Annotated in this window: 15 protein-coding genes; 7 read left to right on the top strand and 8 right to left on the bottom strand. The window is 62.8% G+C overall.

The window, feature by feature from the left end:
• The first annotated feature begins 9 nt into the window (after positions 1-9).
• Both ABLE86_RS09730 and ABLE86_RS09725 read left to right on the top strand, forming a co-directional pair.
• Positions 10-807, top strand: coding sequence for a ParA family protein (locus tag ABLE86_RS09730; RefSeq protein ID WP_348778750.1), 798 nt, complete (start codon positions 10-12; stop codon positions 805-807).
• 29 nt (positions 808-836) lie between these two features.
• A complete protein-coding gene (locus ABLE86_RS09725; RefSeq protein ID WP_348778749.1) occupies positions 837-1,712 on the top strand; it encodes a ParB/RepB/Spo0J family partition protein in 876 nt (291 codons plus the stop codon).
• Between the two features lie 105 nt (positions 1,713-1,817).
• Here ABLE86_RS09725 and holA read toward each other — a convergent pair whose 3' ends face one another.
• The 7 genes from holA to ABLE86_RS09690 form a co-directional block, all read right to left on the bottom strand.
• The gene (gene holA, locus ABLE86_RS09720) at positions 1,818-2,867 is read right to left on the bottom strand and encodes a DNA polymerase III subunit delta (RefSeq protein ID WP_348778748.1); all 1,050 of its coding nucleotides are present in this window, start codon (positions 2,865-2,867) and stop codon (positions 1,818-1,820) included.
• Between the two features lie 48 nt (positions 2,868-2,915).
• Positions 2,916-3,695: an ATP-binding cassette domain-containing protein gene (locus tag ABLE86_RS09715; RefSeq protein ID WP_348778747.1), complete on the bottom strand. Its 780-nt coding sequence runs from the start codon at positions 3,693-3,695 to the stop codon at positions 2,916-2,918.
• Positions 3,692-4,486 carry an ABC transporter ATP-binding protein gene (locus ABLE86_RS09710; protein ID WP_348778746.1) on the bottom strand — a complete coding sequence of 265 codons (795 nt, stop codon included), beginning with the start codon at positions 4,484-4,486 and terminating at the stop codon, positions 3,692-3,694. Before ABLE86_RS09710 ends, ABLE86_RS09715 begins: the two co-directional genes overlap by 4 nt.
• Positions 4,483-5,313: an ABC transporter permease gene (locus ABLE86_RS09705; RefSeq protein ID WP_348778745.1), complete on the bottom strand. Its 831-nt coding sequence runs from the start codon at positions 5,311-5,313 to the stop codon at positions 4,483-4,485. The genes ABLE86_RS09710 and ABLE86_RS09705 overlap by 4 nt, the downstream gene beginning before the upstream one ends.
• The gene (locus ABLE86_RS09700) at positions 5,310-6,296 is read right to left on the bottom strand and encodes an ABC transporter permease (RefSeq protein ID WP_348778744.1); all 987 of its coding nucleotides are present in this window, start codon (positions 6,294-6,296) and stop codon (positions 5,310-5,312) included. The genes ABLE86_RS09705 and ABLE86_RS09700 overlap by 4 nt, the downstream gene beginning before the upstream one ends.
• A gap of 390 nt (positions 6,297-6,686) precedes the next feature.
• Positions 6,687-8,297, bottom strand: coding sequence for an ABC transporter substrate-binding protein (locus ABLE86_RS09695; RefSeq protein ID WP_348778743.1), 1,611 nt, complete (start codon positions 8,295-8,297; stop codon positions 6,687-6,689).
• Positions 8,298-8,569: 272 nt separating this feature from the next.
• Positions 8,570-9,535, bottom strand: a complete 966-nt coding sequence (locus ABLE86_RS09690) for an omptin family outer membrane protease (protein ID WP_348778742.1) — start codon at positions 9,533-9,535, stop codon at positions 8,570-8,572.
• A 556-nt stretch (positions 9,536-10,091) separates the two neighbouring features.
• Here ABLE86_RS09690 and ABLE86_RS09685 point away from each other — a divergent pair.
• The 4 genes from ABLE86_RS09685 to ABLE86_RS09670 all read left to right on the top strand — a co-directional run bounded on the left by ABLE86_RS09685 (position 10,092) and on the right by ABLE86_RS09670 (position 15,985).
• The gene (locus ABLE86_RS09685; RefSeq protein WP_348778741.1) at positions 10,092-11,378 is read left to right on the top strand and encodes a tyrosine-type recombinase/integrase; all 1,287 of its coding nucleotides are present in this window, start codon (positions 10,092-10,094) and stop codon (positions 11,376-11,378) included.
• 878 nt (positions 11,379-12,256) lie between these two features.
• The gene (locus ABLE86_RS09680) at positions 12,257-13,003 is read left to right on the top strand and encodes a hypothetical protein (protein ID WP_348778740.1); all 747 of its coding nucleotides are present in this window, start codon (positions 12,257-12,259) and stop codon (positions 13,001-13,003) included.
• 268 nt (positions 13,004-13,271) lie between these two features.
• Positions 13,272-13,526 carry an AlpA family phage regulatory protein gene (locus ABLE86_RS09675; protein ID WP_348778739.1) on the top strand — a complete coding sequence of 85 codons (255 nt, stop codon included), beginning with the start codon at positions 13,272-13,274 and terminating at the stop codon, positions 13,524-13,526.
• Positions 13,523-15,985, top strand: coding sequence for a phage/plasmid primase, P4 family (locus ABLE86_RS09670; RefSeq protein WP_348778738.1), 2,463 nt, complete (start codon positions 13,523-13,525; stop codon positions 15,983-15,985). The genes ABLE86_RS09675 and ABLE86_RS09670 overlap by 4 nt, the downstream gene beginning before the upstream one ends.
• A 2,210-nt stretch (positions 15,986-18,195) precedes the next feature.
• Here ABLE86_RS09670 and ABLE86_RS09665 read toward each other — a convergent pair.
• A complete protein-coding gene (locus tag ABLE86_RS09665) occupies positions 18,196-18,708 on the bottom strand; it encodes an HNH endonuclease signature motif containing protein (RefSeq protein WP_348778737.1) in 513 nt (170 codons plus the stop codon).
• A gap of 829 nt (positions 18,709-19,537) precedes the next feature.
• Here ABLE86_RS09665 and ABLE86_RS09660 point away from each other — a divergent pair.
• A partial coding sequence (locus ABLE86_RS09660; protein WP_348778736.1) for a VCBS domain-containing protein occupies positions 19,538-20,804 on the top strand: 1,267 nt, incomplete at its 3' end.

Raw genomic sequence — 20,804 nt, 5'->3', positions numbered from 1 at the left:
AGCATGATCATGATGACCGGTCCCCGTATCATTACCGTGGCAAACCAGAAGGGCGGCGTGGGCAAGACCACGACTGCCATCAATCTTGCCACCGCGCTTGCGGCAATCGGCGAGCAGGTGCTCATCGTCGACCTCGACCCGCAGGGCAATGCCAGCACCGGGCTCGGCATCGACCGCCGCGATCGTTCGGTTTCGTCTTATGACGTGCTCACCGGCGGAATGACGCTCGAGGACGCCGCAGTGGCCACGGCTGTGCCCGGCCTATCGATCGTGCCATCGACGCTCGATCTGCTGGGCGTCGAGATGGAGATTGCCGGGGCGCCCGATCGGGTGCTGCGCCTGCGCAATGCGGTGCGCGCGTCTTCGCAGCGGGCGGCACATTACTCCTATGTGCTGATCGACTGCCCCCCTTCCCTCAACCTCCTGACGCTGAACTCGATGGCGGCGGCCCACTCGGTGCTGGTGCCGCTGCAGTGCGAATTCTTCGCGCTGGAAGGCCTCAGCCAGCTTCTGGAGACGGTCAACCAGGTTCGGAACTCGATCAATCCCGACCTGGTCATCCAGGGGATCGTCATGACCATGTATGACGGCCGCAACAACCTGGCCAACCAGGTGGTGGAGGATGTGCGCGCTCACATGGGAGAGAAGGTCTACGAAACCATCATCCCGCGCAATGTCCGCGTTTCGGAAGCGCCGTCGCATGGGAAGCCCGCCATCCTCTACGATCTCAAATGCTCTGGCAGCCAGGCCTATTTGCAGCTTGCCTCCGAAGTCATTCGGCAGGAACGCAAGCTCAAGGCGGCATAGATTCGGTTGCGAAACAGTCTGGATAGGTCATGAACGAAGACATCTCGAAGAAGCGGCTCGGGCGTGGTCTCGCCGCACTGATTGGCGAAATCGACAAGCCGGCGGCTCCTGCGCAGCCCGTCGTGTCCTCGGATGGGCACGTGCCGATCGAATTCGTGGCGCCGAACCCGCGCAACCCGCGCCGCCATTTCGGTGATGCGGAACTCACCGATCTCGCGCAGTCCATCCGCGAGCACGGCGTCGTCCAGCCGGTGGTTGTTCGTCCCTCCCCCGCCGAGGCCGGGCGCTATGAGATCATCGCAGGTGAGCGACGCTGGCGCGCGGCGCAGCGCGCCGGTCTGGCCGAGATCCCGGTCATCGTCCGCGACGTCAATGACCGTACGGCGCTGGAGCTGGCGATCATCGAAAACGTGCAGCGCACCGATCTCAACCCGATTGAAGAAGCACTCGGCTATCAGCAACTGATCGACGACCACAATTATACGCAGGCCGACCTCGGCCAGGTGATCGGCAAGAGCCGCAGCCACGTGGCCAACACGCTGCGCCTGTTGAAACTGCCGGACGTGATCCGCGACATGCTGGTCGACGGCCAGCTGTCGGCGGGCCATGCTCGCGCGCTGGTCACTGCGGCCGATCCGGTCGGGCTGGCCAAGCGCATCGTCGAGGAAGGCCTTTCGGTCCGCCAGGCCGAAATGCTGGCGCAGCTGCCGCCGGAAGTCGTGCAGGAAGCGAAGGTTTCGGCCCCGGTCGAAAAGGATGCCGACACGCTGGCGCTCGAAAAGCTGCTGTCCGACGTTACCGGAATGCGCGTTGCCATCGCCCATAAGGCCAAGGGCGGCGAGCTCCGCATCGGCTACAAGACCCTCGAGCAGCTCGATGAGCTGTGCCGGCGGCTCAAAGCCTGATATTCAGGCTTTGTTATCCATCTAAGTTATTGATTCTTATACAATTCCGTCAGGCGGACGAGCAGTCGTCCGCCTGAAGTCGTTTTGAGGCAAGTAGCTATATAGTCAGCGCCGCTGGCGCAGGCGCGCACTTTCGACTGCAATGCCAAGCAGCGCCTGGCGGGCGATCGCGTCGGCAAGGTCGGGCCTGCGGCGGGTTTGCAGCACCGCGTCCTGCAATCGCACCAGCGCCCGGGCGAGCGCCGGGCCGTTCCAGCGCTCGACCGCGCCCTCCACGATCTTGCGGCGGGAGAAGAAGACGGGCGGGCGCGCCGCCGCCACGATCGCGGCGGCATTGCGGGCGCCGCTATTGTCCATCGCAGCGCGCATGAGCTGGATCGACTGCAACTGCCGCATTGCGGCTGCCAGCATCAGGAAAGGTTGCGCACCGGTCTGCGTGTGGCGGGTGAAGACGGTGTCGAAGGCCTCGACCCTGCCCTCCAGCACCGCGTCGATGGCGTCGTCGAAGGAGATGCCGGACACATCGCCGATCATCGCCTTCACGTCGTCGAGGTCGACCTGGCTCTTGCCCATGGCGTAGAGCGCGAGCTTCTGGATCTCGCCGCGCGAGGCGAGCCGGTCGCCGCCGAGGTTTTTTCTCAGGGCCTGCCGTGCTTCCATCGTCAGCGACATGCCCGCCTTCTGCATCTCGTCGTCGATTACCTGGTCGATGCTGCGCGCCTCGTCGGCATAGCAGGGCAGCGCCATGCCCCAGGCACAGCCCTCGACCACCGTGCGCAACGCCGCCCCCTTCTTCAGGTCGCCGGCCTCGATCAACACGATGGCGTCGCGCGGCGGCTCCTTGGAAAGCACCTTCACGTCGTCGGCCAGCCCCTTCTGACCGGCGGCGTTGCGCACCCACAGCAGGCGGCGCGAGGAAAACATCGGTACGGTGTGCGCCTCGTCGAGCAGGCGGCCGCTTTCTTTTTCCACCTCCGAACCTTCAAGGCGAACCACGGTGAAGGGGTCGTCCAGCGGCAGCTCGGTCTTTTCGGCGAAAGCGCGGGCGCGCTCGGCCACCAGGCCACGGTCCGGCCCGTAGATCAGGACGATGACGGCCTTCGGGTCGGGCCGCGCCAGCCAGGAATCGACTTCATGCGCTTTCTTTTGTGCCATGGCTTCCGGTTAGCACGACCGCGAGTGCAGGCAAAATGCAAAGGTTTGTCAGGCGCGATGCCTGAGCTTCGGCGCAGCCGCCACCAGCGCCTGCGCGGTGAGCGATTGTGGGTCGGCGATCACCTCGGCGGCCCTCCCCGTCTCCACGATCCGGCCCTTGTCCATGATGGCGACGCGATGGGCGATGGCCCGCACCACGCCGAGATCGTGCGAGATGAACAGATAGGCGATGTTTTGTGAGCGCTGCAGGTCGAGCAGCAGTTGAAGAATTTGCCCGCGCACGGAAACGTCGAGCGCTGACACCGCTTCGTCCAGCACGATCAGCTGCGGGCGCGTGGCAATGGCGCGGGCAATCGCGACGCGCTGGCGCTGCCCGCCGGAAATCTCATGAATCGCGCGGTTGGCAAGATCGGGTGACAGGGCGACGCGCTGGAGAAGCTGTGCAATTGCCTCCGGCCTCTCCCTGCGCGGCGCGATGCCGTGGATGCGCAGCGGGTCGTCTAGCACCCGCGCCACGGTGGCGCGCGGGTTGAAGGCGGCGCGCGGGTCCTGGAACACCATCTGCAGCCGGGCGCGGGTGGCCCGCAGCCGCCCTCCCCCGAGTGCCAGCAGATCCTCGCCGTCGAAGCGGATTTCCCCGCCGTCGAGCTCGGTCAGCCGCATCAGGGCTCGCGCGGCTGTGGTCTTGCCACTGCCCGAGGGGCCGACCAGCGCCAGCGTTTCGCCCGGCGCGACCTCGAAGCTGACATCGTCCAGCGCGGCGACCGCGCGGCCACGGCTGTCGAAGCGTTTTTGGAGGTTGGTGGCTGTGAGAAGCGGCGCGGTCATGCGACAGCCTCCGGCGCGAGCAGCGACGGCGTGTCGAGCCCCATATGCGCGGCGAGCAGGGTTTGGGTGTAGGCCTCGCGCGGCGCATCGACGATCTGCCCCGCTTCCCCGATCTCGACCAGCCGCCCGTGCCGGAACACCGCGATGCGGTCGGCGATCTGGCTGGCCAGCGCAATGTCGTGGCTGATGAACATCAGCGACATGCCGTCCTCGGCCACCAGCTCCTCGATCAGCCGCACGATCTCGGCCTGCACGATGGTGTCGAGCGCACTGGTCGCCTCGTCGGCGATGAGCAGGCTCGGCCGGGCCGCGATCGCCTCGGCAATCGCCACACGCTGGCGCTGGCCACCGGAAAGCTGGTGCGGGAATGCTCTCAGCGCCGAAGGCGGATCGGGCAGGCGCACGCGGCCGAGCAGCATTTCGGCATGCGCATATGCCTCTCGCCAGCCCATGCCGAGATGCGCGCGCGCCACCTCGGCGATCTGCTCGCCGACGGTCAGCACCGGGTTGAGGCTGGAGGATGGGTCCTGGAAGACAAAACCGAGGTCGCGGCCATTGGCCGGCGGCCGCCCGAGTTGGGGCCAGCGAATGTTTCCGTCAACGCGCGAATCTTGCGGCAGCAGGGCGGCAATGGCCAGCGCCAGCGTGCTCTTGCCCGAGCCGCTTTCGCCGATGACCGCCAGCCGCTCGCCGGAGCGGAGCTCGAAGGAGACGTCCTTCAGAACTTCGGTCGCGCGACCGCCGCTGCGATAGCTCACGCCGAGTTTTTCGACTGCGAGACGAACGCTCATGACTGGCGCTTCCTGGCGGCGGAGGCTTCGACAAAACCCTCGCCGGCGAGGTAGACGCCGAGCACTGTGAGCACCAGCGCGATGCCGGGGATGATCGACAGGAAGGGTGCCGAGCGCAGCACGGCGCGGCCTTCGGCGATCATGCCGCCCCAGGTCACGCGGTTGGGGTCGCCGAGGCCGAGGAAGGAGAGTGCTGCTTCGACGAGTATGGCGCCCGCGACGATGATGGACGACAGCGCCAGCACCGGCGGCAGCGCATTGGGCAGTACCTCGCGAAAGGCGATTTCCAGCGGATGCATGCCGATCACGCGGGCGCTGGCGACATAGTCGCGCTCGCGGATGGAGAGCACCTCTGCGCGGGCAACGCGCGCGGGGCCGGTCCAGGCACCGAGCGCGATGGCGATCACCACCACGGTAAGTGACGGCCCAACGACGCTGACGAAGGCCAGCGCCAGCAGAAAGCCGGGCACCGTCTGGAAGGCGTCGGTGATGCGCATCAGCACCTCGTCGGTCAGGCCGCCGGCGAAGCCAGCCAGCGTCCCGACGGTCGCGCCGATGGCGATGGAGGTTGCGGCTGCCGCAAGCCCGACGGCAATCGAGGTGCGCGCGCCGTGAAAGAGTTCGGCTAGCACGTCGCGGCCGAGCCGGTCGGTGCCGAGCGGCAGCGACCAGTCCTGGAAGGGCGGCAAAAGCGCCGGCCCGGCGATCGACAGCGGATCGCGCGGAAACAGCAATGGTGCGGCCAGCGCCATGGCGACAAGTGCTGCAAGGATCAGCGCGCCAGCCACCGCCTCGGGCGTGCGCAGGAAGCGGTGCCCAAAACTCATGCGCTCTCCTCGCTCGCGCCGACGCGCGGATCGAGCACGGCATAGAGCATGTCGACCACGAGATTAATGAGGATGACCAGCACGGCGCTGACCAGGATGATGCCGAGCAGCAGCGGCGTGTCGCGCGAGCTCACTGCCTCCTGCGCCAGCCGGCCGAGGCCGGGAATGGAGAACACGCTTTCGATGACCACGCTGCCGCCCAGCATGGCGGCCGACTGCAGGCCGAGCATCGTGACGAGCGGCAGAAGCGCATTGCGCGCCACATGCCGCCAGACGATGCGGCGGCGGGAAAGGCCCTTGGCGCGGGCGGCCAGCACAAAATCCATCCGCCAGATTTCGGCCATGCCGGCGCGCATGACGCGCAGATAGAGCGCCAGATAGATGATGCCGAGCGCGGTCACCGGCAGCACGAGGTGCTGGGCAATGTCGAGCGCGCGCGAAAAGCCGGTCTTGCCCGAGGCGATTGTCTCGATGCCGCTCGAAGGAAACCAGCGCAGCTGCACCGAAAACAGAACCGTCAGCACCAGCCCGAGCCAAAAACCCGGCACGGCGTAAAGCGCCAGCGAACCGACGGACAAAAAACGGTCGCGGAAGCTACCCGGCCGCGCGCCGGCAGCGATGCCGAGCAACGAGCCGACGCCGAAGGAGAGCGCGGTGGCGCTGCCCATGAGGAGCAGCGTGTTGGGCAGCCGTTCTAGGATCACGTCGCGGATCGGCCGCGAGAAGGTGACCGAATGGCCGAGGTCGAGATGCGCGAGCGACCAGAAATAGGCCGCGAGCCGCGCCAGCGCCGGCTGGTCGAGGCCCCATGTCTGGCGGAGTTCGGCGATCAGCCCGGCGTCGCCGCCGGTCATGCCGACATAGGCGTCCACCGCGTCGCCCGGCGCCGCCTCAAGCAGCAGGAATGTGCCGATGACGACGATCAGCAGCACCGGAATGGCGCCGACCAGCCGCCGGCGCAGGAGGCGAAGCGCGCGGGTCATGGGCGGGCAGGCTCCGCCCGGGTTGCGGGCGTCGTTGTACCCCCACCCCTGACCCCTCCGCACAAGGGGGAGCGGAACTCTTCTACACCACCGTCCAGTTCCGGTCGCCGCTGAATGAAGTGGCCTTCACGGTCAAACAATCCCCCTCCCCCTTGTGGGGAGGGGTTAGGGGTGGGGGTCATTTCTACAGTAGTTGTCCGGGCAGAGTTGGATGGAAGTGCCGAGCCCAAAGGGCGAGACGGAGTGGGGGTGCCAGGTCGTGCCGGAAATAACTCAACGACCCGCGAATTCGCAGGCGATGTCGGCCGCTTCAGCCGCCGGGACAAGCAAAGACGATACGAGCTTTTCACGACGCGACTTCAGCACCCGCGGCAAGGCGTTGCAAGCGTCTCAGCTCTCCAGCCAGGTGTCCGCCCAGTTCGACACCGCCCAGCGCGGATTGTTGGAGACGTTCTTCACCGTGTCGCGGGCGACGGTGATAAAGCTCCATTCGGCCACGTTGATCAGCGGCAGGTCTTCCACCACCTTCTTCTGGAACTCGCGGTAGAGCTCGGTGCGGGCGTCCGCTTCGATGGTCTGCGAGGCCTTTTCGATCAGCGCGTCGATCTCGGCGTTCTTGTAGCCGCCCTGGTTGGAGAAGGGCACGCCATCGGGAATGCCGCTCTGCACCAGTATGGTGGTGGAGATGGCCGGGTCGCCGCGGAATACCGGCGGCGCGACCGCGAGGTCGAAGTCGTGGTCGGTATAGACCGCCTTCTGGTGTGCTGCCGCATCGTTGTTGACGATCTGGGCGTCGATGCCGATGACGGCCAGCGCCTGGCGCAGATAGTCGCCGAACTGTTTTGTCTCGTTGAAATAGGGCGCGGGCAGCAGCTTCAGCTTGAAGCGCGTGCCGTCGGCGTCGCGCTTGTAACCGGCCTCGTCGAGAAGCGCATTGGCCTTGGCCGGGTCCAATTCATAGGCCGGCACGTCCTTGGTATAGAACTGCTTGTCGTTCTGCGGCACCGGCCCCGTCGCGGGCGCGGCATAGCCGAGGAAGATCGTCTTGACGACGAAATCCTTGTCGATGGCGTGCGCAATGGCCTGGCGCACCTTGAGATCGGCCAGCTCCTTGCGGCGGTGGTTGATCTCGACCACGAGCTGGTAGGTGAGGCCCTCATAGCCCTTGGTCACCACCTCGATGCCCGGCACCTTGGAGATGCGGGCCAGGTCGGCCAGCGGCACGGCCGAGAAGGCGGCAAGGTGGATTTCCTCGGCCTCCAATGCGCCGGCGGCCGCCGCGCGGTCGGGCAGCACGCGATAGACGATCTCGTCGAGATGCGGCTCGCCCTCGCTCCAGTATTTGTCGTTGCGCTCGAGCCGGTAATATTCGCCGGCCTTGTGTTCGGCGAGCTTGAACGGCCCGGTGCCGACGAGTGCGGTGTTGGCCGGGTTTTCGGCGATGTCGCTGCCTTCATAGATGTGCTTGGCGACAACGCTGGTCAGCGCCGGCAGCGCGTTGCGGATGAGCTGGAAGGGCGTCGGCTTGGAGAAGCGGAACACGGCGGTGTGCTCATCCGGCGTGTCGATCGCCTCGAGGTCCTTGAACACGACGCGGCCGAGATTCTGCAGCGGCTTCCACACCTGCAGCGCCGAGAAGGCGACGTCGGCTGAGGTGAACGGCTTGCCGTCATGCCAGGTCACGTTGTCGCGCAGTTTGAAGGTGACGCTCAGGCCATCTTCCGAGCCTTCCCAACTGAGCGCCAGGCGCGGCTCCAGCCCGTCCTTGCCGTCAAAGGAAGCCTCGGCCAGCGGCTCGATGACCTTGCTGGCAACGAAGAACACGCCGTTTGAAGCAACGATCGCCGGGTTGAGGTTGCGCGGCTCGGAATCGGCCGCCACGATCAACCGCCCTCCCCGCTTCGGCGCCTGCGCCCACAGCGTGCCCGGCAGTGCGGTTGAAGCGAGCAGGAAGGCCGAACCGGCCAGAACGCCGCGCCGGGAAATCCTGAAATCTGACATGACGTTCTCCTTGCGTTTTGCCATCCGCCCTCTATCGCAAGGGCTGGCTCGAAAAATCCTGACGACCGCGCTCGCTTGGCGAGATTAGTCGAATGTCGTGATCATCGATACGGCAACGCATTAAGCCAGCGATGGAATTGCCGTGGCCACGTCGTGGCGGGGAAAATCCATCCGAAGTAGGATGGCCGGCGGCCGGCTTTTTGCCGATGGCAAACAGTTACGGCCCGGCAATAAGTGCCGGGCCGTCGCAAGCTGCTTACGCTGCAGGCGTGTCAGAACGACATCTTGAGGCCCGCCGAAACGGTCGTCGCGCGGAAGCTCATGCCCGCTCCGCCCGTCATGGTCGGCCCCCGTTCGCCATCAACGATCCTGTACATCGAGGTGTCGCCGGTCTTGCGGAAGTAATTGTCGAAATTGCCGGCGACGAAGATGCCCGCCCGATCGTTCAGCGCATAGTCGGCCTTGGCAGCGAGCGACACGAAGGGGATTGCACCGTATTTCTCTTCAAAGCGGATGTTGCGCAGCCAGTGGTAATCGGTGTCGGACGCATCGATGGTCAGGCCGCCGCGCACGAGGCCGGTAAAGGTCCACGCGCCGCTCTTCGCCGTTGCCTCGGCGCCGACGAACACCCCCGGCAGGCGCTGTTCGAAGGTGATGCCGGGCCTGTCGGGGAAATTGCCGGTCCGGTTGCGGAAGCCATTTTTGCTGTAAATGAAGGAGCCGCCATAGGAGGTCCATTTCACATTGGTGTATTTGAAGCCGCCATGCAGGTTCACCACGGTGCTGTCGTTGACGGTGAAATCGCGGCCCAGCGCGATGTCGAGGTTGACGTAGCGGTCGAGACGGGTGTCGGGATGGATCGACTGATGCGACCAGTCGTCAAATTTGTAGCTCGGAGCATCCTCGAGCCAGTCATAGTCTTCCATGTGGCTGTTGCCGGAAAAGCTGACCGCCCCATTGGCCGAAACCACCCAGTCCTTCATCACCTCGGCCTTCAGGGCGCCCGTCACGACCGGGGCCTGTGATTCCCAGATGAGATGGCTGATACGGTTGCCGGACCTGTCGTAGACAAGCTCGTTGCCCTCCAGCCAAGTGTAGCCGACGCCGCCGATGAAAACGACCTCGTTGCCTGGGGTTGCGTACTGGATCTGGTCTAGGGAATCCGCAGCCAGGGCCGACTGTGAAATTACAAACAGGGAACCGAGAGCGAAAATTGTTTTAAGCGAATTGCGAATCAAGATGTCATGTCCTTGCGATTAAATGCTCCGCGGCGCCTCTGCTAACGTAGGGGCAGCGCATGCCGCTAGTGCCTGCCGGGCATTGACGTTGAAAAAATCTTGCGCCGGGCCGGCTGCTATGGGCGCGGCAGGCAAGCTAAACGGCTTAGGTGGTGGACGCGGGCCGTGCCAGGCGTTCGGCAACTTGCTCGTCGTCGTTTGGAGCACATCGAGGGGAGATTTTCTGCGCAATGTCGCGCTGACGGTCGTGATTTCAACCGCCCAAAAACGAAAAAGCCGCGGAAAACCGCGGCCTTTCGATGCTTAACTTCCCGAAGGAAACTGGAGCGGGTGAAGCGATTCGAACGCTCGACCCCAACCTTGGCAACCCCTTGATTCGACGACATATTCTGTCACGCCCGGTAAACTATTTGGCCAAAAATTGATTGCCGTAGCTCCGGGGAGCGGACACGATTCGTTCCGTGGGGTTCCACCGGAAACCGATTTCTTCGGCTCCCCGTGGAAACCCTCGAACTAACAACACGACCGATTCCACAACCCCGGGGGAGCAACGGCGATGACAACCAAGAAGCGCCTGACCAGCCAAATGCTGGAACGTATGACGCCACCCAAGTCGGGGCGACTGGAGATTGGCGACGAGCTTTGCCCTGGGCTCGTACTGCGAGTGACCGAGCAAGGAGCCAAATCGTTCTCCGTGATCTATCGAGTGCTGGGCGAAGGTGGGGAGACAGCAGCCGGTCGGCCTCTTGCTGGCAAGCAGCACCGCATCACCCTTGGCAAATGGCCGATCATTAGTCTTACCCATGCAAGAGAGAGGGCGCGGGCAATCCTTGCCAAAGCAAGCGAGGGGGGCGACCCAAGAGCCGAACTGGTCGCGGCCGTCAAAGAGCGGCGGGCAAATACCTTCTCCGCCGTGCTCGAACGCCACGTGAAGCAGGACGCGATGCGAACAATATCGAGTTGGCAGAACGTCGAGCGCGTACTCCGCTTGCATGTCGTGCCGCGTCTTGGCGACACGTCGATAGCCGACATACGACGATCCGACGTTCATGAAATCATGGATGACCTCGTCGCCAGCGGCCGCATTGGCACCGCTCGTGAGGTGCGCAAGCAGATGTCACGCATTTTCAACTGGGCGGCGGACAGGGAGATCATCGAGACCAACCCGCTGAGCGGCATGAAGCGCACCGACCTCGCCCGCAACACCGAGGCGGGTCGCGCGCTCTCCGACGTCGAGCTGCGGGCGATCTGGGCAGCGGCCGAGGCGCTGCGCTACCCCTTCGGCAGCCTCTATCAGTTTCTCATGCTCACCGGCCAGCGCCGGGCGGAGTGGGCCTTCTGCAAGCGCTCGGAGATCGACGGCGAGAATCGCTGGCTCGACCTTGGCAAGGAGCGCTTCAAGAGCCGCCGCGAGCATATCGTGCCGATGTCGGACGCCCTCTGGGCTCTGTTCGAGCGACTTCCGGTCTGGACGGACGCCAACGACTACTTCGTGTTCTCGTCCCGGCACGGCCGGGTACCCGTCGCGGGGTTCTCGCAGGGCAAGCGGTCGCTCGACGAGCTGGCGCAGGAGCATCTGCGGAAGGAGATGGGCAAGCCCGCGGCGGTGCTCCAGCACTTTCGCGTGCACGACTTCCGGGTGACCTGCGAGACCCGCCTTGCTCACCTAGGATTCAACCAGGAAATTCGTGACGCTGTGCTCGGCCACGCCAAGCCAGGCCTGCAGAAGACCTATAACAAGCATGACTACTTAGAGGAAAAGCGCCGGGCGCTGCAGGCATATGCTGAGCACCTGCTGACGATTGTACTCATGGACAAGCCTCGCCAGCCCGTCGCTGCCTAGGGTTGGAAGGCGGTGGCGACACCTCGACCGTGGACTTGAACTTCCGGGACTGAGTCCGTCCAGGTAGCAAGCCACTCGCTGTAGCTGCATGCTGCAAAGGCCACGGCAGACCCCGCTACTTCGGTGCCAAATCTGGTTATCTCGTCGCGATGACGGCGGAACAACTCTCCCGCGTTCGTCGCCACTGACGACGGCTCGGCAAAAAGGTAAAGCAATATCGGACGTTTTCGCCGTCGCTTTGACTCAGTGATGAGGCCGAAGGCGTGTTTCACCAGCTGAGTAGCATCGAGCTGAGCGAAACCTATGTCGCAGCTGCGCAGTTGGTCTCGCATGCGCTCGTACTTGCATATCGTCGCCCCACACGGGGCGGTGCGTAAGCACTGGACGCTTGACTGGCTTCCGGTCTCGATAAGGCTCGTATCGCTGATTCGACGCCTATGATTGCTGTGGCGGTTCGACCATCGCGTCTAGCCAGGGGTGTTACCACCTCGCCATGGAAAGCGGGCACAGTACTCGACCTCGACGCGGATTGGTGGTCAATCGAGATGCAAACCCAGAAATTCCGGCAACAATTCCGAATGCTCGATGAACCAGCCGAGGTGTTTACAGCCAAGGCCGCAGAACTGTTTGGGCTCCCAGCTTACCGCTGCCGACCTCGTTTCCTCCGGCTCTGTTCAAGCGCGTCAGGACATGGTGAACTGGCACTCCGGGCAGAAATATTGAGCCGGGCACAGACTCTATCTTGATCAAGCCATCCCCGCCGACACCGGTGACGATCTCTTATGACAGAAAGCAATCCTCCGAAAAAGCCCATCGCAAGTTCCAAGCGCCCCGCAACATCACGCAGAAATCCTCGTCCCAAGGTGACTCAGGATGTAATGCGCGATATCGAGGAAGAGGTCCTTCGCGATCCAGACCTGAGCCAGCAATCCGCTGCCGTCGGCCAAATTCTGGAAGATACGCGTGTTGCGCTCGATGAGATTAATCAAAGGCTCGTTTTGACGCACGGAATATCTGCTGTCAGAGAACACAGGGACCTCTTGCTCGAACTCAAGCGTATAACGCTTCAGGTGTCCATAGTGAGCCTATCGCCTAACGACTGGGAAATACCTAAAGATGCTATGGGTTGGAAGGAAACCAAGGAGCAACAGATCAAGCCAGCGTTTTGGCAGACGTCCGATCTTATCGACCGGATCGATGGCGATCTGCAGAACGAAACGTTTTTCGAAGCGCTTCGAGTAGCCGACCCGGATATGCGCTTCCCAGATGCCTTTTCCGCCCTCTACATTCTGCAAGAAATCTTTGCCGCAGCCATGAGCATCCGGAGTTCCCCGGACGTGGGGCAGCCGCCGCGCGGCGGAAATCGGCCGAACCCAAAATGGATGCGCGACTTCGGCGCGGCGGCGCAGCGATTTTGGTACACCCATGTAAGCAAGAAAGGTACACGACCGCGCTTCGTACCGGGGGGCACTGCAGACGAAGGCGACAACGATATCACGAGATGGATAATAGACGTCTACAACGCCCTCGTGCCCATGTCGCGCAGGAATTATGCGATGTTGCGTACCGAGCTTCTGGCCCTTCGCGCTTATGAGGGCAATGGGGTTAAATCCGACCCTAGTTAAGCTGGACAGCCAAGACCGAAAGAGCCTGCCAAGTTGCGTCCATCGAAACGAACTGGAGGCGCGATGGTGCCAAGTTGCCGGTCTGGGGTGATTCTCCTACCCCCGGCCGGCAACATTCGTGTCCACTGTCGCTAACGTGTCCTGGCTTCTCGCGCGTGTCGAGGAAAGGCTCGGGCATCGGGGGTCTGCTAGCCCCCCAATAAGCAAATATTTTGGATCCTGCCGTTGAGGCAAGTTCCGCTCCGTCACCCGAACGGAGTAGAAGTAAATGGCAGAACGCTTCATAAGCATGGACGAGGTGGTTCGCCGCGTCTGCTTCTCCAGAACCCACATCTACCGCAAAATCGCCGACGGCAGTTTTCCTCGCCAGGTGCCGCTTGGCGACCACAAGGTCGCCTTCCTGGAGCGAGAGATCGAGGAATGGATCTCTAGCCGGCTACAGGCGCGCGATCATGATGGTGAAAGGTCAGCGCGCGCCGAACGTGGCCGGATTCTCGCGCTTGGCAAAGGGAGCGGCCGATGAACGCCCCCGTCGATATTTCGCCAACGGAATTTGTCCAGACCGAGCACGTAATCCGATTTCTGCAACTTTACCAACCACAGGGACCGTGGGTCCTCTGGGCTAAGGAGGCAGATGGGACAGGCCTATGGTGCAGCGAAGCCTTCTATCCCGGCGACGAGGAAAAGATAGAAGCGTGGGTCATCCATCATGCGTTTCACAACCAATACTACCATGTGAATCCATATCCCGCCGTTAGGCGAAGCCCTCGCGGCGCGTTGGTCAAGGCCAACAAGACAGACATTCCGAAGGTGCGCTATCTCCACGTGGACGTTGATCCTGCAACGCCGCCTGTCAGCGCGTCGGACGAAGAGAAGAAGGGCCATACCGAGGCCGAGAGAGGTCGCATCTATGCGCTGTTGGCCGAGGCCGATCCGACGTTCCTCGTCGACAGCGGTGGTGGATTCCAGGCGCTATTTGGCCTGGCCCATCCGATTGAGCTGGATGGCACTGAGGAGATGGCGAACGAAGTCGCTCGCCTAAATCATGAACTGGCGATGCGATTTGGCGGTGATGTTGCGGCGAAGGACGTGAGCCGAGTTCTTCGCCTGCCCGGCACAACGAACTGGCCGGACAAGAAGAAACGCGAGAAGGGGCGCAAGCTGGCGCCTACTGCGTTGATCCGCCATTGCGAGAAGGCATTCCCGCTGTCTGACTTTCCGTTGACCGAGGCTGGTCGCCCAACGAGCAAATCCATCGTGCTTTCACCGGAGCCGGTCGCCGCCGGCTTGGACAAACCAAACGAACACACGATCAGTAAGCCAATGTCGCCTACCGGTCCGGACGGGTTGCTCGCGCGGCTAACCAACGACCTCGCTGCAATCATAAGGACAGGGGGCGATCCACATGACTCGACACGCTGGCCGTCACGATCCGAAGCCGTCTATTTCGTTGCCTGTTCTCTGGTCCGCCTCGGTTGCTCCGACGAGGAGATTGTTGGTGTCCTGACGAATAGCGACTACAGGATTAGCGAACATGTCCGCGATCAGAAGAACAGCCCGCGTGAATACGCACTAAGGCAGGCACGCAGCGCTCGCGCAGACGTCAGCTCTGGGCCACTGGTGCTAAGTCGCGCAAATCCGCCTCACAGCGCGGCGGAATTCGTCCGCGGTTGCAGACCGAACCTGATGCACACGAACGGCGAGTGGCTGGATTACAATGGCTCCAGCTATCAAGAGGTCGAGGAAGCTACGATCAAGGCCGAGACGTACCGGCTCGTCGCCAACGCCGTCGAGCGTAATTCCCAAGGCGAAGACAAGCCATTTCAAGCGAACAAGAAGTCGATCGCCGATATTCTCGACGCACTGCAGGCTCAGACACACAGGCCGCGCGACAGCTATTTTCCGCCATGCTGGCTGCATGGCGAGGGGCCGCCCCCCGGTGAGATATTGGCCTGCGCAAACGGTCTCGTGCACCTGCCCACGGGAGAGCTGCTTGCCCCCACGCCAGCCTTCTACACGCGAAACGCGTTGGCGTTTCCATACGATCGCGACGCGCCGCCGCCGGAGCGCTGGCTGGAAATCCTAGGGAATTATTGGCCAAACAGCAGCGCGGCGATCGCGACGCTGCAGGAAATCATGGGCTACCTCTTGGTGCCGGACACCTCCCTCCATAAGATTTTTATGTTCATCGGCCCGCCGCGTTGCGGCAAGAGCACGATCGCACAGGTGATCACCCATCTGGTAGGGCAGCAAAACTCGTCTGGTCCGAGCGTGAACAGCCTCGCTACTCCGTTCGGCATGGAGCCGCTGATCGGGAAGCAACTCGCCATTATCGGAGATATGCGCATCGGTAGGCGGACAGATGAAGCCGCCATCGCCGAGAACCTGCTGCGGGTCAGTGGCGGCGACATGGTCACGATCCACAGAAAGTACAAGTCGGCGTGGGATGGACGCCTTCCGACGCGGTTTCTGATTCTTAGCAACGAACTGCCGCAGCTAACCGACGCGTCGACCGCGTTGGCGAATCGATACCTGCCGCTTGTCTTCACGGAGAGCTTCCTCGGCCGGGAAGATCCCGAGTTGCTGGGCAAGCTGCTTGCGGAGCGGCCCGGAATACTCAAATGGGCCATCGAAGGGTGGCGACGGCTAAAACAGCGCGGTCGCTTCGAGTTGCCGGCCGAGTCACGGGAGGCGCTTGGCTCGCTGGTGGATATGGGATCGCCAATCATCAGCTTCGTCGACGAGCATTGCGAACTCGACGTCCATGCATTGATCGCGAAGGACGAGCTTTTCCAGGTTTGGCGCGCCTACTGCGAGGCGCGCGGCCTACATGCCGGCACGATCAGTAGATTCAGCAGCAATCTCATGGCGGCCTTCCCTGGCAAGGTGAAGCCCAGCAAAGAGCGCCGTGGCGGCAAGACGAGGATTCCAGTGTACCAAGGTGTTCGGCTTCTGCAAGCTAATCCGGATATCCCGTTCTAGGCCGAGCGGTCCGGTCGGTCCGAGGTTAAAGCGATTGTGGTATCATATGGTAGTTTAACCCACCTTTGTCGCGCTTAGAATTGTAGTCTGCCCAGACCGGTCGGACCGCTGGCCCGTCTCTCTTTAATGGGCGCTATTGCTCCATGCTGCGGCCCATGAACCTAGCCTGGATGGCATCTGCAGCCAGTGCTGCTGTTTCAGCGCAGGCCTAGGCCGATAGTCCTCTCCGTTCCGCGCGCCAACCACCTGCTCGCTGCTACCTTCCGATGTCGCAGCCGCTACCTATGCCTGCGCATCGGTCAGTCCGAGGTCCGAGCAACTCCCTACGAGCCTGATTCCTGGCGGATGCCGGTCAGGAGGCCCGGTCCGGTCGGTCCGGTGTTTGCCTTCAGGAAGCCGGCTGATGCCTCGCCCGCGCGTGCGACTAGAACGACGGATCTGTCTGAACCGATCGGACCGCACGGACTGGACGACGGGTGGGCGGACCGGCCGCTAGAACCTCGCGATTTGCCGAGGAGGGGGCCCTCAGGCTTGCCGAAGGCGTTCTCTTTTTGGCCTGGGGAGGGGGAGGTTATCGTGCGCGGAGCGACAGACCGCCTGCACCGGATGGCTCTCCTGGCGTCTGGACTATGACCGCTTTTTGCCTAGGTAATGATCGTGAAACGAACATGGGAACCGGAAATGAATGCCAAGCAGATGGCAGAAATTGTGGAACGGGTGCTGACCCCAAGACCACAGCGCGTACCGCACATCGCGCATCTAACGAATTTAAGCGAGGATCAGGTCCGAGACGGCATAGACTTCCTTCGCGAACGGTCTGCTGTGTGGCGCGCCAAAGGCGGTTTTTGGATGGACGGTAGCCCTCCGCCCGCCGTGGGAGCCGGCAATGGTGGCGGTTCGAAGCGGTGGATAAAAGAGCCGCCTCGCGCTTAGCGTAAGGGCCGCACTGGCCCAGATCATCAGCGGGACTGTCCTCTTACAACTCAGTTTCCTTCGCCGGGCATTAACCAGCCTCCGCCTTAGTTTTTGCTACCGGGAGGGGCCCAGGAACCGGGTTGGGTTGTGTGCACCGGCCGATCGGGCCGCGCGGACCCGGACGACAGGAGGCGGACTGGCCCCCAGTTCGTCGCGGTTGCCGAGGAGGGGACCCGCTGACAGCCGGAAGAAGCGCTTTTTTTGACCGGGGAAGGGGTGGCATCATAACTAGGCGCCGAGCGTTCCCGACCCCGGCAACGCTGCCTCCCTTCCGGAGTTGATCTGGCGTATGCAGAACTCCCCCAACACCCTCCCCTTGGGGCAGAGCTCCAGCGGTGCCCTGTCGCCGGTGGAGACGGAACAGCAGACCGGACGCGCTAAACCGCTGTGCCACGACAGCAGGAACAATGCAGGCTGCCGGCGACGACACAGCCACCGGTGAGGCAAGTCGCACTTCAGCACCGGTCGCGTTGGCCATCGGTAGGTCGCGCTTTGTGCCGTCCAGCCGTACGCCCCTTCACGCCGCAGCGGCTCTCGGGCCTGCGAGGCACTCTCACGGCCCCGATGCCGCCCGGGCCCGAGGGCGGCCAAGCGCCCGGCAGGGGCGCTGCGAAGCTGCAGAACGGCGCAACGCTCCCCCTGCGCTCCCCGTGACGTGAGGAACGCAAGATCCGCCCCAGCCTTCGCGCGGGTTTGCAAGGGGGCACCCTAACCTTGGCTGGAGTATGGTGGACCGGTAATCCTTTCACGCCGACCTTCTCGGTAAACCAGCGATATGTAAGCTCCGCCCGCCGTAGCTTCGGCGGTCGAGACGACCAGAAGACTATCCCGATCGCTGCATCGAATGCCGGGGCAATGAACCCAGGTTTTCAGACAATCGTGGCTTGCATGCCAAAGGTTGGCTAGGCGCCGCGGCGCTATTCTGCGATGATGCCCGCCGGCAAGCCGCGTCACTTAGGCTACCCCCCTAACGCTTACTCACCCCCGCTTCAGGTCGCTGGTCCATTGGGGGTGACCGACAACGGCCAGGGACTCGCCATCGAAACCTACAGCGCACGTTCCCTATGGGATGCCTGGAGGGGCCACCCAATGCAGACCAACCGGACGGGAGCCGAAGCCGCGACTATGTAGGGATGGGCCGCATCGTGGAAGATATCCGCACAGAAAAAGACCTCGTTTTTCCCGCATTCGCCAACGAGAAAACGTCCGCGGCTCTTCTTGGTGCCGTTGACCAGCTACGTGGATGTCTGATCGGCTCGCATCTGGGTTGTTAGACCTAGCCGTTTCCGGAGCGCCGCCGCCAGCTTCGGCCCGTCGCTGATCTTGGCGATGTCCGGCCCCAGGTCCAGACCGTGATACTGGCCGTATTCCTTGCGCACGGGTTCCATGACGAACAGCTTCCAAGTGCTGGGCTCCAGCATGATGACGCCGGCGTCGAACAGCCGGTGCAGGTCGGCGCGCAGCGGGATGCCGTTCCATCCTTCGTCGCGGCCGCCGCTGGACACGGGCAGAATGTGTGCGGCCTCCAAGGCCATCAGCGTCTCGCATCCGGTCACCAGACAGCGCGCGCCGAACAATTCGAAGACCGCGCGGCGAAACTTGGCTTGGCCCGGGCGCTCCCAAACTTCCGCCAGACGGCGCTGACGCTTGGCCGCGCTCTCCGCCTCGTCCTCCGGGCTGTCTATCAGTTGGAACTGCAAGTTCTCGAAATATCTCCGGAATACGTTGGTAATCGGGTTGCTTGTCATGGGACTCCCAGCGATCTCGTTCGCCAGACGCCCCAGCGGTTTAACGGGGGATGAGGCACGCCCTCGTGCATCAGGAATCCCGTGCTGGATCTACGCATCTGCCCGTTCGGTTTGGGATAGCTCTCATACAGCCATTCCCGCCCGTTGGCTTTTGCCAAGCGGATCGCCTCCAAGGCGTGCTTCCGTTCGAAAATCAGGTCAGTCACCAGTCGGCTGCGCTCCCGTCGCTCTCGGATGCCTGTCTACGCTATCGCGAGATTCCTGCGGCATGCAAGCCGTCGGCGTACTCAGCCGAGGCGCGGCGAGGACACCGTTGCCAAGCGACGCGAGCTACTTCTTCTTTTGACCGGGAAGGAGCCAGGCCGATGAAAGAAGCGCTGCCGCCCCCACGCTCCCAGGTGACCGTCCAGCGCTGGCAAGATGCCCGGATCAATCTTCGTGCCCTCCGCCAAGTACAAGGAGAGACGAGGGACAGTTCACCCTTAGTGAAAGCTCGAACACCTTTGGCAGTTTCAGCGTCCAGGCCATTAAGGTTAAGTGAATGCAAACAAGAATATGGTTTTCAACCGGTAAAGATTAGTATAGCAATCACGTGGGGAGTGCCTGCCCAGTGATCTGGTGGCAGGGCAACATGTGGGAGTGTGAGCGCGCAAGCGCTGCGGGAGAGGGCAAAAGTCTTCACGATCGGTCAGAGCAGCTCGGTCCTGACGAACGGTCGCAGGCGAAAGCAAACGCTTGTGGCTACGATAGGACGCGCGTTCGATCAACAGTACCCGTTGAAAGCGAACACTTCCGACGTTCGCAAAGGCATCACCGAGAGGAACTGGAAATGGCGACCACGACAATCTCAGGCTCGACCGTCACGTTTTCGAATTCGGGCGCGGCAGCCAATATAACTAAAACAGGCAACGAGGATGAAACCCTCGCATTCACCTTCGATGTTCTGGCGGCGAGCGGCGGCGGCAAAAACACCACGATCTACTCGGTCGACGATGGGATCAAGAACGACGATGGCGGGGCTGCGATCAACGTCACCAACAAGGCGTTCGCCGAATACAACAAAGATCTTCTGATCCAGGATGGGGTTGGTATTGAATCTGCAGAAACCAGCGCCAAAGGTGCCAAGTTCTGGATAGGGGCCGACAACAAGATTCACTACGACGCGGCCGCCCTGAGTGTGGAGATCAACGCGCTCGGTGCCGGAGAGAAGTTCACGGACACGATCCAATATACGATCAAAATGTCGAACGGCACGCTCTCCGTCGGCACACTGACGGTGGTGATCAGTGGCACGAACGACGCGCCGGTGATCGATCTCGTTGGTTCCGACAGCGCCGCGGCGACCCTCACCGAGACCGACGCGGGGCTGAAGACCTGCGGCACGCTGACCGTCACCGACGCCGACACCAGCGACAGCATAACCGCCTCCGTGACCGGCGTTACGCTGAGCGGCTCCTCCGGCAAGCTCTCGGCGGCCGACGTCCAAGCCATGCTGACGGTCACCTCCGGTGCAATCGCCGCCGATGCGGGCGATACCCACAACCTCGCCTGGCAATTCAACTCCGGCTCCGAGGCATTTGACTTCCTGGCCGCCGGGGAGCACCTCACGCTCACCTACACGGTGAAGGTCGATGATGGCCATCGTGGCGCCGCGACCCGGGAGGTCGTGATCACCATCCACGGCAGCAACGACGCGGCTGTGATCACCGGCACGAGCACGGCCGAGCTGACCGAGACGGACCAGGCGCAGAGCACCGGCGGCAAGCTGAAAGCCACCGACGTCGACAGTTCCGCCGACTTCGTGGTGCAGACCGACGTGGCCGGCAGCAACGGCTACGGCAAGTTCTCGATCGCGGCCGACGGCACCTGGACCTATGTCATGGACGACGCCCATGACGAGTTCGTCGAGGGGCTGGACTACACCGACAGCATCACCGTGCACACCGCCGACGGCACCGCGCAGCTCATCACCGTCACCATCCACGGCAGCAACGACGCGGCTGTGATCACCGGCACGAGCACGGCCGAGCTGACCGAGACGGACCAGGCGCAGAGCACCGGCGGCAAGCTGAAAGCCACCGACGTCGACAGTTCCG

The sequence above is a fragment of the Mesorhizobium sp. KR2-14 genome, from assembly GCF_040049255.1.
Classification (GTDB): Bacteria; Pseudomonadota; Alphaproteobacteria; order Rhizobiales; family Rhizobiaceae; genus Pseudaminobacter.
The sequence above is the reverse complement of the archived record's forward strand: the minus strand, read 5'-3'. Positions and strand labels throughout refer to the sequence as shown.